The organism is Kineococcus sp. AC630, from assembly GCF_979255925.1.
In genome coordinates, this window is sequence record NZ_CEEDMJ010000025.1 from 19197 (window position 1) to 31869 (window position 12673).

A 12673-nucleotide genomic window follows, 5' to 3' on the forward strand; every position below is an offset into this window, starting at 1 on the left:
CCGCAGGGTCCCGACGATCACGTGGGCTACCGTTGACCGAGGTCAGCCGTCCGTCCGGGGCGGTCCATCAGCAGAGGTGTGGAGATGCCGCTCACTCCCGAAGAAGTCGTCGAGAAGCGTTTCAACCCCACGCGGGTACGCGAGGGCTACGCCCAGGACGAGGTCGACGACTTCCTCGACGAGGTCGTCGCCGAGCTGCGCCGTCTCAACGGCGAGAACGCCGAGCTGCGCGGTCAGCTCAACCAGTGCCAGGCCCGGGTCTCCGAGCTGACGCGCGCGGGTGCCCAGGCCGCGGAGGTCCCCGCGCCGGCCTCCGAGGTCGTGTTCGAGAAGGAGCCGGAGCCCGTTGCGGCCCCGGAGCCCGAACCGCTCCCGGAGCCCGAGCCCGTCCAGGAGACCCCTGCGGCCACCGTCCAGCCGGGCGCCCCGGGTGACGATCCCACCGCGCGTGCCGCCGGGGTCATCGCGCTCGCGCAGCGCCTGCACGACGAGTACGTCCGTGAGGGCGAGTCGCAGCGCGACGCGCTCGTCGCCTCGGCCCAGGAGCAGGCCCAGCAGGTCGTGTCCGAGGCGGAAGCCCGCCGCGACCGCACGCTGGGTGAGCTCGAGGGCCGCAAGCACGCCCTCGAGGGCGTCATCCACGAGCTGCACGGCCGGGAGACGACCTACCGCGAGCAGCTCGAGCAGTTCATCGCGACCCAGCTCGAGGACCTGCGTCGTGTCGCGCGCGTCGTTCCCGACGACGCGGTCATCCGCTGACCCCAGCCGCACCGACCCGACAGCCGCCGCTCCCCGTGACCCGGGGGTCGGCGGCTGTCGTCGTTCCGGTGTCGTTCCGCTGTCGTGACACTCCGTGACCACTATCCAGGCCAGCCGAACAGTCGAATTTCGGCGACTTTCCGTTTCCGGTTGCTTACAGAGGGTGATAGTCCCTAGTGTCTCCCGCACGCGGCAACGGCCGCCGCGCTCGACGAGGGGGGACCACCATGCACGGGGTGTCTGCAGGAACCGCGACCGCGGGAGCGTCCACGGGGATCACCGGACGGGCCGTCCGCGCCGCTGCGGTGCGTGAGCTGCCGGTCAAGGACTCCGAGGAGGCCTGGACCCCGGCCGAGCTCGACGAGGTCCGCGCGGAACTCCAGAGCGAGGTCGACCGCCTCACCCACCAGCTCGACGACGCCAACTCGTCCTTCTCCGCGCTGGTCCGTTCCGGCGGCGAGGGGGCCGGCGACGACCAGGTCGACCACGGTGCCACCACGGCCGGTCGCGAGCACGAGATGACGATCGCCAACAACGCCCGCGAACTGCTCGAGCAGACCCAGCGCGCACTGGTCCGCATGGGGTCAGGGGTCTTCGGCGTGTGCGAGTCCTGCAGCGGCCCCGTGGGCAAGGCACGCCTGCAGGCCTTCCCGCGCGTCACCCAGTGCATGACCTGCAAGTCCCGCGCCGAGCGCCGCTGAGCCTCCCCGGTCCGTGAGCCCGCCGGGCGACCGGCGGGATCGCGGACCGGGAGGGGGAGCGGGGCGTGGGAGACTGGGGCCGCCATGACCGATGCCTCTCAGTCCCCGGAGCCGTCCCCCCCGGGGACCGACGCCCGGCACCCACGCCGCACGCTGTGGACCTTCCTCGTCTGGGTGGTCGTCTTCGCCCTCGACCAGGTCACCAAGGTCCTCGCCGTCGCGAACCTCGAACCCGGTGTGGTGCAGCCCTTCGTCGGCACGGCGTTGCAGTTCCACCTGATCCGCAACCCCGGAGCGGCGTTCAGCTTCGCCACCGGCAGCACCTGGATCTTCACCGTCCTCGCCGCGGCCGTCGTCGTCGTGGTCGTGCGGTTGTCCCGCAGGCTGCGCAGCACCGCCTGGGCCCTGGCCTTCGGCTTCCTGCTCGCCGGTGCCACCGGCAACCTCGCCGACCGGCTGCTGCGCGAACCCGGGTTCGCCCGCGGCCACGTCGTGGACTTCCTGCAGCTGCCGCACTGGCCGATCTTCAACGTCGCGGACTCGAGCATCTGCGTCGCGGCCGTCCTCATCGCCATCCTCGCGATCCGCGGGGTGGGCCTCGACGGCACCCGCGAGACGCGCCCCGAGAAAGCGGCGAACGATGCCTGAACAGCGCAGTCTCCCGGTCCCCGACGGTCTCGAGGGGGAACGCGTCGACGCGGGCCTGTCCCGACTCCTCGGGTTCTCCCGCACCCGGGCCGCCGAGATCGCGGCCACCGGTGGGGTCCTGCTCGACGGCCGCGCCGTCGGCAAGTCCGACCGCCTCACCGCCGGGTCCTGGCTCGAGGTCGAGGTGCCCGACCCGGTCGGCGCACCGACCGCCGTGGCCGAGGTGATCGACGGGCTGACCATCGTGCACGACGACGACGACCTCGTCGTCGTCGACAAGCCCGTCGGGGTGGCGGCCCACCCCAGCCCCGGCTGGACCGGCCCGACCGTCGTCGGCGGGCTGATGGGCGCGGGGTACACCATCGCCACGTCGGGATCGGCGGAACGCCAAGGGGTCGTGCACCGCCTCGACGTCGGCACGTCGGGTCTGATGGTGGTCGCCAAGAGCGAGCACGCCTACTCCGCCCTGAAGCGCGCCTTCAAGGAGCGGACGGTCGAGAAGGTCTACCACGCGCTCGTCCAGGGCCACCCCGATCCCTTGCGGGGCACCATCGACGCCCCCATCGGCCGCCACCCCGGGGGGACCTACAAGTTCGCGGTCATGGCCGAGGGCAAACCGTCCGTCACCCACTACGAGGTGATGGAGGCCTTCCGCTCCGCCGCGCTCTGCGAGGTGCACCTGGAGACGGGGCGCACCCACCAGATCCGCGTCCACTTCTCCGCGCTGCGCCACCCCTGCGTCGGGGACATGAGCTACGGCGCCGACCCCACGCTCGCCGCCCGTCTCGGCCTGCAGCGCCAGTGGCTGCACGCCGTCCGGCTCGGTTTCGAGCACCCCGGGACGGGCCGGCCCGTCGAGTTCACGAGCAGCTACCCGCTCGACCTGACCACCGCCCTGGAGCGCCTCGCCGACTGAGGCGCGGACGTGTGTCGGGTCGGGTCCGTGTCCGGGCCGGCACTTACCATCGACAGGCACGGCCAGGCGCCCACCCGGCCGGCCGACCCACCTGGAGGCGCACCCCCATGGCATCCGGTTCGTCCAGCGGCGACTCCTTCGCCCACCTGCACGTCCACACCGAGTACTCGATGCTGGACGGTGCGGCCAAGGTGGACGACCTGTTCCGCACCGCCGCGGAGATGGGGATGCCGGCGGTCGCGACGACCGACCACGGCTTCGTCTTCGGCGCCTACGACTTCTGGAAGACCGCCAAGAAGCACGGGGTCAAGGCGATCATCGGGGTCGAGGCCTACCTCACGCCGGGCACCGCCCGCCAGGACAAGACCCGCGTGAAGTGGGGCGACCCCAACGGCCGCTCGGGCGACGACGTCTCCGGGGCCGGGTCCTACACCCACATGACGATGCTGGCCGAGAACACCGCCGGCATGCACAACCTCTTCAAGATGAGCAGCCTGGCCAGCCTGGAGGGCTTCCTCTACAAGCCCCGCATGGACCGCGAACTGCTCTCGAAGTACTCCTCTGGGCTCATCGCCACGACGGGCTGCCCCTCGGGCGAGGTCCAGACCCGGTTGCGGCTCGGCCAGTACGACGAGGCCCGCAAGGCCGCCGCGGAGTACCGCGACATCTTCGGCAAGGACAACTTCTTCTGCGAGCTGATGGACCACGGCCTCGACATCGAGCGCCGCGTCCAGGACGACCTGCTGAAGCTCGCGAAGGACCTCGACCTCCCGCTGCTGGCCACCAACGACCTGCACTACACCAAGGCCGAGGACTTCAAGGCGCACGAGGCCCTGCTCTGCGTGCAGTCCGGCTCGACGCTGGCCGACCCGAAGCGCTTCAAGTTCGACGCCGACGAGTTCTACCTCAAGAGCCCCGCCGAGATGCGCCACGTGTGGCGCGACCACCCCGAGGCCTGCGACAACACCCTCCTCATCGCCGAGCGCTGCGACGTCTCCTTCACCGAGTCGACCGGCGCCTACATGCCGCGCTTCCCCTGCCCCGAGGGGGAGAACGAGGAGAGCTGGTTCATCAAGGAGGTCTGGACCGGGCTGGCGCACCGCTACCCGGGCGGCATCCCCGACGACGTCCGCGCGCAGGCGGAGTACGAGATCGAGGTCATCGTCTCCAAGGGGTACCCCGGGTACTTCCTCGTCGTCGCCGACTTCATCAACTGGTCCAAGGAGAACGGCATCCGGGTCGGGCCGGGCCGTGGCTCGGGCGCGGGGTCGATGGCCGCCTACGCCATGGGGATCACCGACCTGGACCCGTTGCGCCACGGTCTGTTCTTCGAGCGCTTCCTCAACCCCGAGCGCATGTCCATGCCCGACTTCGACGTCGACTTCGACGAACGTCGCCGCGGTGAGGTCATCCAGTACGTGGTCGAGAAGTACGGCACCGATCGCGTCGCGCAGATCGTCACCTACGGCACGATCAAGGCCAAGCAGGCCGTCAAGGACTCCTCGCGCGTCCTCGGGTTCCCCTTCTCCATGGGCGACCGGATCACCAAGACGATGCCGCCGGCCGTGATGGGCAAGGACATCCCGCTGGCCGGGATCTTCGACCCGAACCACAAGCGGTACTCCGAGGCGGGGGAGTTCCGCGAGCTCTACAAGTCCGACCCCGAGGTCGTGAAGGTCGTCGACACCGCGCGTGGTCTCGAGGGCCTGAAGCGCCAGTGGGGCGTGCACGCGGCCGGCGTCATCATGTCCTCGGACCCCCTGATCGACCTGATCCCGATCATGAAGCGCGAAGCCGACGGCGCGATCATCACCCAGTTCGACTACCCGACGTGCGAGACGCTCGGGCTGGTCAAGATGGACTTCCTCGGCCTGCGCAACCTCACGATCCTCGACGACGCGTTGAAGAACGTCATCGCCAACGGCAAGGACCCCGTCGACCTCGACGCCCTCGAGCTCGACGACCCGGCGACGTTCGAACTGCTCGGCCGCGGCGACACGCTCGGGGTGTTCCAGTTCGACGGCGGCCCGATGCGCTCGCTGCTGCGCCTCATGCGCCCCGACAACTTCGAGGACATCTCCGCCGTCGGTGCGCTGTACCGCCCGGGGCCGATGGGGGCGGGCTCGCACACCGCCTACGCCCGGCGCAAGAACGGCCAGGAGCCGATCACCCCGATCCACCCCGAGCTCGAGGAACCCCTCAAGGAGATCCTCGGCACGACCTACGGCCTGATCGTGTACCAGGAGCAGGTCATGTCGATCGCGCAGAAGGTCGCCGGGTACTCCCTCGGCAGCGCCGACCTGCTGCGCCGCGCGATGGGCAAGAAGAAGCGCGAGGTCCTCGACGCCGAGTACGTCGGCTTCGAGAAGGGGATGCTGGACAACGGCTTCTCCAAGGAGTGCGTCAAGGCGCTCTGGGACATCCTGGTCCCGTTCTCCGACTACGCCTTCAACAAGGCGCACTCGGCGGCCTACGGCCTGGTCTCCTACTGGACGGGCTACCTCAAGGCCAACTACCCGGCGGAGTACATGGCCGCCGTCCTCACCTCGGTGCGCGACGACAAGGACAAGTCGGCGCTGTACCTCAACGAGTGCCGTCGCATGGGCATCCAGGTGCTCCCGCCGGACGTCAACGAGTCGAGCGCGAACTTCACCGCGGTCGGCACCGACATCCGCTTCGGGCTCACCGCCATCCGCAACGTCGGCGCCAACGTCGTCGACGGGATCGTCGAGGCCCGCCAGGCGAAGGGCCGCTTCGAGTCGTTCACCGACTTCCTCACCAAGGTCCCCGCGGTCGTCTGCAACAAGCGGACCATCGAGTCCCTCATCAAGGCCGGGTCCTTCGACTCCCTCGGCCACGTCCGTCGCGCGCTGGTCGCCACGCACGAGGACGCGGTGGACGCCGTCGTCGGAGTCAAGCGCAACGAGGCCATCGGCCAGTTCGACCTCTTCGCCGGGCTCGGCGGTGACGACGACGGGGCCAGCGGGTTCCAGGTCGAGATCCCCGACATCCCCGAGTGGGAGAAGGCCGAACTCCTCGCCCACGAACGGCAGATGCTCGGCCTCTACGTCTCCGACCACCCCCTCTTCGGGCTGGAGCGGTTGCTGGCCAACGCCTCCGACATGTCCATCTCGTCCCTGCTGGAGGACGAGTCCCGTCCCGACGGGTCGCAGATCACCATCGCGGGGATGATCACCGGCCTGCAGCGCAAGACGACCAAGCAGGGCAACTACTGGGCCATCGTCACCGTCGAGGACCTCGCCGGGGCCATCGAGTGCCTGTTCTTCCCCCAGTCCTACATGGACGTCGCGCAGTTGCTCGCCGAGGACCTCGTCGTCGTCGTGAAGGGCCGGTTGAACCGTCGGGACGAGGTCCCCACGATCTACGCCTCCGGCCTCACCGTGCCCGACATCTCCAGCACCGACGGGGTTCCGGTGACGGTCACCCTGCCCACCGCGAAGTGCACCGCGCCCGTCGTGGAGCAGCTCAAGACGGTCCTCGAGACCCACAAGGGGTCCACCGAGGTCCGGTTGCGCCTCACCCGGAGCGGCGGCGGCGCCGGCACGCTCATGCGTCTCGACGACTCGCTGCGGGTGACGCCCAGCCCGGCGTTGTTCGGTGACCTCAAGCAACTCCTCGGCCCGGCGTGCCTGGTGTGAGCACGACCCTCCCCGGTGCTGCGCAGCGGTCGGGCCGCCTCCCGCTGGTGCTGCTCTTCGGGCAGGCGGTGCTCGGTCTCGTGATCGGCGTGGTGTGGTGGGCCGTCACCCGCCACCCGGCGACGTGGATGGTGGGGGAACCCGTCGTCACCTCGACGTCGGTGTACCCGATCGCCCGGGACGGGGTGTTCTCCGTCCTCACCGGCCTCGTCGGCCTGGCCGCCGGGATCGTCGTCGTCCGCCGCGCCGGGGAGAAACCCCTCGTCCTCTTCGCGACGGCGCTGGCCGGGGCCGTCGCCGGTGCCCTGCTGGCCGCCGGCCTCGCCACCTCGCTGCCCCCCACGAACGCCGAGAACGCCGCGCACGTCACCCTGCAGGCGTGGGTCGCGCTGCTCGTGCAGCCCTTCGTCGTCGCCGCCGTCGTGGCGCTCACCACGTTGGTCCAGTCCCTGCTCGACTGGACCAGGACACCCTGACGAGGAGCCTCACCGGTGTCCCGCTCGCCCACGGGGTCCTCGACACCCCGTGCGGGGGTCGACGTGGTTCACCGGCTGATCGCGGCCACCGTCGCCGCCGTCGCGGCCACCAGGTCCGCAGGAGCCAGCTCCACCTGCAGCCCACGCCGTCCGGCGCTCACGAGGACCGTCTCGTACGACTCCGCGCTCTCGTCCACGAACGTGGCCAGAGCGGTCTTCTGCCCCAGCGGGCTGATCCCGCCGACGACGTAGCCGCTGCTGCGCTGCGCCCGGCCCGGATCGGCCATGACGGCCTTCTTGCCGTCGGCCGCGCTCGCGAGCGCCTTGAGGTCCAGCATCCGGGCGACGGGCACCACGGCGCAGACCAGTCGGCCGTCGACGTCGGCGAGCAGCGTCTTGAAGACCCGGTGCTCGTCGACGTCGACTCCGGCGGCCTGCAGGGCGCGGACGGCCTCGTCCCCAAAACCGTCGTGCGCCTCGTGGTCGTAGGGGTGCAGGGTGTGCACGACTCCGCGCTCGGTCAGCAGCCTGAGCGCCGGTGTGCCGGTGTCCGCGTTCTTCCTGGCCACGGGACGGGCGTCAGTTCGGGTTCGCGGGGAGGTCCGGGAGTTCCGTCGCGGGAACCGCGCCGAAGGTCTCGACCAACGCGATCTCCTGCTTCAGCACGGCGAGTTCGGTGCGCAGCCGAGTCGCGGTGTCGGGTGCCTCGAGGAGCGCCTGGCGCTGGTCCAGGGACAGGACCATCGCGGCCGCCACCAGGTAGGACATGACCCGCGGGTCCTCTGGCGCCTCGGCGCCGCCGATGTCCAGGACCTCGCGGTACTCCTCGAAGCGGCGGGCGACGGCCGCCGAGAGCAGCTGCAGACCGCCCTCGTCCTCGTCGTCCTCGGTGTCGTCGTCCCCGAACGGCTCGACGAGCCCCGTCAGGTACGGCGTCCCCGCGGACTCGTCGATCCCGACGACCTTGAACCGGCTGGCGCCGACGGTGACCAGCTCGTAGCGGCCGTCCTCGGTCTCGGTGACCTCGCGCAGCAGGGCCACGCAGCCCACCTCGTGCAGGGCCTGCGCGTTGCCCTCGCCGACCTCGTGCCCCGCCTTGATCGCCACGACCCCGAAGCCGCGGACGGCGTCCTCGTCCTCGGCGCCCGCCACCAGGTCCTGCACGAGCAGCCGGTAGCGCGGTTCGAAGACGTTCAGGGGCAGCACGAGCCCGGGGAAGAGGACGCTGCCCAGCGGGAACAGCGGAAGACGTTGCGGCACGCGGCCACCCTACGGCCCACGCGCTCTAGACTGACCCACCGTGACGCCCCCCCTGCTGGCCCGCACCGACCTGCGTGGAACGACCCTCGACGCCATGGCGCTGCGGTCGATCGTCCCGCGCGCCGACGTCGACGTGGCCGCCGCCATCGCGACCGTCGCCCCGATCTGCGAGGACGTGCGCACCCGCGGTGTCCTCGCCCTCCTGGAGCTCACCGAACGCTTCGACGGCGTCGCCATCACCGACGTCCGGGTCCCGGCCCAGGCCCTGACCGACGCGCTGGCGGCCCTCGACCCGCAGGTGCGGGCCGGGCTGGAGGAGTCGATCCGGCGGGCGCGGCTCGTGCACGACGACCAGCGCCGCACCGACACCACGACGCAGGTCGCGCCCGGCGGCACCGTCACCGAACGCTGGATCCCCGTTGGGCGGGTCGGGCTCTACGTCCCCGGCGGCCGCGCGGTCTACCCCTCCAGCGTGGTCATGAACGTCGTCCCGGCCCAGGCCGCCGGGGTCGCCTCCATCGCCGTCACCACCCCGGCGCAGAAGGAGTTCGGCGGCTCCGCGCACCCGACGATCCTGGCCGCCTGCGCGCTGCTGGGCGTCGAGGAGGTCTACACCGTGGGCGGGGCGCAGGCCATCGCGATGTTCGCCTACGGCGCCCGCGACGCCGACGGGACCGTCGTCGTCCGGCCCGTGGACGTCGTCACCGGCCCGGGCAACATCTACGTCGCCTCCGCCAAGCGCTACGTCCAGGGCGTCGTCGGCATCGACTCCGAGGCCGGCCCGACCGAGATCGCCGTCCTCGCCGACGACACCGCCGACCCCGTGCACGTCGCCGCCGACCTGGTCAGCCAGGCCGAGCACGACCCGATGGCCGCCGCCGTCCTCATCACCCCCTCGGTGGCGCTCGCGGACGCCGTCGACGTCGAGCTGGAGAAGCGGGTCGCCGCGACCAAGCACTCCGGCCGCATCGAGGAGGCCCTGCGGGGCAGGCAGTCCGGGATCGTCCTGGTCGACTCCCTCGACGACGGCCTCGCCGTCGTCGACGGCTACGCCGCCGAGCACCTCGAGATCCAGACCGCCGACTCCCGCGCGGTCGCGGCCCGGGTCCGCAACGCCGGGGCCGTCTTCGTGGGGGCCCACTCGCCGGTGTCGCTGGGCGACTACTGCGCCGGCTCCAACCACGTCCTGCCGACCGGGGGCACGGCGATGCACGCCGGGGGCCTGAGCGTGCAGACCTTCCTGCGCGCCGTCCACGTCATCGACTACGACGAGGCGGCGTTGCGCGAGGTCGCCCCCCACGTCGTGGCACTCGCGGAGTCCGAGGACCTGCCCGCCCACGGCGAAGCGGTGACGGCCCGGTTCGGCGCATGAGCGAGGACAGCGGTTTCGACTTCGACGCGGAGTTCGAGAAGGCCTTCGGCCCGAAGGAGCCGGTCCGTTCCGTCCTGGTGGCCCCGGTGGCCAACGCCAGGAAGCTCGCCGAGGTCTGCACGATCGCGAAGGTCAACGCCTTCGTCGTCCCCGTGAAGGGACTCGGGTGCGTCCTCGTGACCGAGGACCCGGGTACGGGGGAGGCCGACGCGCAGACGTTGTCCGGTGTGCTCCAGGGGGCCGAGATCGTGCTCCTCACCGTCGGCGAGGACTCCATCGAGGGACAGACCTGGGTCGGTGGTCAGCGCGGTGACGACCCGAAACCCGGTCTGCTGCTGTCGATCTGGCCAGACGTCGTGCAGCAGCTCGTGCTCGGCCGCCTCGACCCCGCCGAGGCGGCGGGTGCCGCCGCCGGGGGTGAGGGCAGCCGGATCGGTGCGTTCTGGAAGCTGTTCCGCGGCAGGAACGACGACCAGACCCCTGACGCCGACACTCCCGACGCCCCCGGCTGACCCGGCGGCCCGGTCAGAGCAGCTGACGCAGGTTCGCCTTCGCCAGGTCGAACAGCTCGTCGCCGCGGCCGGAGAGGACCGTCCGGATGGCGTAGAGCGTGAAGCCCTTCGCCTGTTCGGCGGTGACGCTCGGCGGCATCGACAGCTCCTGCCGCTCGGTCACGACGTCGACGAGCGCGGGCCCGTCGTGGGCGAAGGCGGCTTCCAGCGCGCCGGCGAGGTCGTCGGCCTTCTCGACCCGCTGGGCGTGCAGCCCGATCGCGCGGGCCACGTCGGCGAGGTTCGGGTTCTCCAGGCCCGTGCCGTAGGTGACGAACCCGGCCGCCTTCATCTCGAGCTCGACGAAGTTCAGCGAGGAGTTGTTCAGGACGACGACCTTCACCGGCAGCCGGTTCTGGACCAGGGTGATGAGCTCGCCGAGCAGCATGGTCAGCCCGCCGTCACCGGCCAGCGCGACGACCTGGCGGTCCGGGAACGCGGACTGCACGCCGATGGCGTGCGGCAGGGCGTTGGCCATCGTGCCGTGGTTGAAGGACCCGATGAGCCGGCGCCGGCCGTTCATCGTGAGGTAGCGGGCGGCCCACACGACGGGGGAGCCGACGTCGGGGATGAAGACGGCGTCGTCGGTGGCGAGCTCGTCGACGAGGCGGGCGAGGTACTGCGGGTGGATCGGTCCGCGTCCGGGCGTGGCGAGCTCATCGAGCTTGTCCCGGGTGGCCGCGTAGTGCTTGCGGGCCTCGTTGAGGTGGCCGCGGTCGCTCTTGCGCACGATCCGGGGCAGCAAGGCGGCCGCGGTGTCGCGGACGGTCCCGACCAGGGCGAGGTCGAGGGGGACCCGCTTGCCGAGCTGCTCCCCGCGGACGTCGACCTGGATCACCGTGGCGTGCTGGGGGAAGAACTGCTGGTAGGGGAAGTCGGTCCCCAGCATCAGCAGGGTGTCGCAGTCCTCCATCGCCCGGTACCCCGAGGCGTAGCCCAGCAACCCGGTCATGCCGACGTCGTAGGGGTTGTCGTGCTCGACGAACTCCTTGCCGCGGAAGGAGTGCACGATCGGCGCGCCCAGGGCGTCGGCCAGGGCCAGCAGTTCCGCGTGCGCTCCTTCGGCGCCCGCTCCGGCCAGGACGGTCACCTTCCCGGCAGCGTTCAGCAGGGTCGCGGCCTCGGTGAGCTCGGCGTCGCTGGGGCGCACCACGGGGTCGGTGCGGCGGATCGTCGCGATGCGCTCCTGGGTGGAACGCGCCAGCAGGATCTCGCCGGGGACGACCACGACGGCCACACCGCGCTTCTCGACGGCCTGCCGCATCGCGATCTCGAGGACGCGGGGGAGCTGCTCGGCGGAGGAGACGAGCTCGGAGTAGACGCTGCACTCGCGGAACAGTTCCTGCGGGTGGGTCTCCTGGAAGTACCCGCTGCCGATCTCCATGCCCGGGATGTGGGCGGCGATGGCCAGCACCGGGACCCGGCTGCGCTGGGCGTCGAACAGGCCGTTGATGAGGTGCAGGTTCCCCGGACCGCAACTGCCCGCGCAGACGGCGAGCTCGCCCGTGGTGTGCGCGTCGGCCGCGGCGGCGAAGGCGGCGGCCTCCTCGTGGCGGACGTGGACCCAGTCCAGCGTCCCGTCGCGGCGCAGCGCGTCGGTGAGGCCGTTGAGGGAGTCTCCCGGCAGTCCGTAGACGCGGCGGACGCCGTGGGCCTTGAGGGTGGCGACGAGGTGCTGTGCGACGGTAGCCATGTCCGTTACTGTACGACTTGTTCACCAATGGTGCTGAGGGAGGACCACGTGGCCAGACCGCGCAGCGAGGAGACCCGACGGGCCGCTCTCGAAGCGGCTGTCGACCTGGTCGCCGAAGGGGGGCTCGCGGCCGCGACGTTCTCGGCCATCGCCGCCCGGGCCGGCGTCAGCCGCGTGACGGTCTACAAGTGGTGGGACTCCCCGGCGGCGCTCGTCCTCGACGCCCTGCTGGAGGGGACGGCCCACTCCTTCGAGCACTCCGGTGAGCCGAGCGTGCGCGATGCGCTGGCCCACCAGATGCACGGACTGGTCGCGCTGCTGACCGACGACGGCCGGACCGGCGCCGCGCTGCGCGCCGTCACGGCCCAGGTCGCGGCGGAGCCCGGACTGCGCCGCGACCTCGTCGAGCACTGGCTGGGTCCGCGCCGGGCGGTCGCCGCCGCCCTGCTGCGTCGAGGCCAGGCCGCGGGGGAGGTACGTCCCGGGATCGACGTCGAGGCCGCCGTCGACGTCCTCTTCGCACCGCTCTACCACCGGCTCCTCTTCGGGCACGGGCCCGTCGACGACGCACTGGTCGACGACGTCCTCGACCTCTTCGGCGGGTTCTGCTGACGTCCCGTCCGCGCGCGGATGCGAAC

At 71.3% G+C, this 12673-nt stretch carries 12 protein-coding genes; 9 read left to right on the plus strand and 3 right to left on the minus strand.

All coding sequences use genetic code 11. The annotated features are described in order from the left end of the window. Positions 1-84: 84 nt before the first annotated feature. From AC0I8G_RS21700 to AC0I8G_RS21725, 6 genes are all read left to right on the plus strand, one after another. Positions 85-759, plus strand: a complete 675-nt coding sequence (locus tag AC0I8G_RS21700) for a DivIVA domain-containing protein (RefSeq protein WP_471731786.1) — start codon at positions 85-87, stop codon at positions 757-759. 227 nt (positions 760-986) lie between these two features. Then, on the plus strand, positions 987-1460 hold the full coding sequence (locus AC0I8G_RS21705; protein WP_471731787.1) for a TraR/DksA family transcriptional regulator: 474 nt from the start codon (positions 987-989) through the stop codon (positions 1458-1460). Positions 1461-1544: 84 nt separating this feature from the next. Further along, positions 1545-2108 carry a signal peptidase II gene (gene lspA, locus AC0I8G_RS21710; protein ID WP_471731788.1) on the plus strand — a complete coding sequence of 188 codons (564 nt, stop codon included), beginning with the start codon at positions 1545-1547 and terminating at the stop codon, positions 2106-2108. After that, positions 2101-3024: an RluA family pseudouridine synthase gene (locus AC0I8G_RS21715; RefSeq protein ID WP_471731789.1), complete on the plus strand. Its 924-nt coding sequence runs from the start codon at positions 2101-2103 to the stop codon at positions 3022-3024. Before lspA ends, AC0I8G_RS21715 begins: the two co-directional genes overlap by 8 nt. A gap of 107 nt (positions 3025-3131) precedes the next feature. Beyond that, positions 3132-6683, plus strand: a complete 3552-nt coding sequence (gene dnaE, locus AC0I8G_RS21720; RefSeq protein WP_471731790.1) for a DNA polymerase III subunit alpha — start codon at positions 3132-3134, stop codon at positions 6681-6683. Beyond that, positions 6680-7159, plus strand: coding sequence for a hypothetical protein (locus AC0I8G_RS21725; RefSeq protein ID WP_471731791.1), 480 nt, complete (start codon positions 6680-6682; stop codon positions 7157-7159). Before dnaE ends, AC0I8G_RS21725 begins: the two co-directional genes overlap by 4 nt. A gap of 68 nt (positions 7160-7227) precedes the next feature. Here the strand turns inward: AC0I8G_RS21725 and ybaK are convergent, their stop codons facing one another. Continuing rightward, positions 7228-7728 carry a Cys-tRNA(Pro) deacylase gene (gene ybaK / locus AC0I8G_RS21730; protein ID WP_471731792.1) on the minus strand — a complete coding sequence of 167 codons (501 nt, stop codon included), beginning with the start codon at positions 7726-7728 and terminating at the stop codon, positions 7228-7230. A 10-nt stretch (positions 7729-7738) separates the two neighbouring features. Further along, complete coding sequence (locus tag AC0I8G_RS21735; RefSeq protein WP_328295709.1) at positions 7739-8419, minus strand: LON peptidase substrate-binding domain-containing protein; 681 nt, start codon at positions 8417-8419, stop codon at positions 7739-7741. Positions 8420-8471: 52 nt separating this feature from the next. Here AC0I8G_RS21735 and hisD point away from each other — a divergent pair, with 52 nt between their 5' ends. Together hisD and AC0I8G_RS21745 are read left to right on the plus strand one after the other, a co-directional pair. Beyond that, positions 8472-9791, plus strand: a complete 1320-nt coding sequence (gene hisD, locus AC0I8G_RS21740; protein ID WP_471731818.1) for a histidinol dehydrogenase — start codon at positions 8472-8474, stop codon at positions 9789-9791. After that, a complete protein-coding gene (locus AC0I8G_RS21745) occupies positions 9788-10303 on the plus strand; it encodes a hypothetical protein (RefSeq protein WP_471731793.1) in 516 nt (171 codons plus the stop codon). Before hisD ends, AC0I8G_RS21745 begins: the two co-directional genes overlap by 4 nt. Positions 10304-10316: 13 nt before the next feature. On the opposite strand, the gene poxB is transcribed toward AC0I8G_RS21745, so the two are convergent. After that, the gene (poxB, locus tag AC0I8G_RS21750) at positions 10317-12035 is read right to left on the minus strand and encodes a ubiquinone-dependent pyruvate dehydrogenase (RefSeq protein ID WP_471731794.1); all 1719 of its coding nucleotides are present in this window, start codon (positions 12033-12035) and stop codon (positions 10317-10319) included. Positions 12036-12083: 48 nt separating this feature from the next. On the opposite strand from poxB, the gene AC0I8G_RS21755 reads away from it, so the two are divergent. Further along, positions 12084-12647: a TetR-like C-terminal domain-containing protein gene (locus AC0I8G_RS21755; protein WP_471731795.1), complete on the plus strand. Its 564-nt coding sequence runs from the start codon at positions 12084-12086 to the stop codon at positions 12645-12647. Positions 12648-12673: the final 26 nt, after the last annotated feature.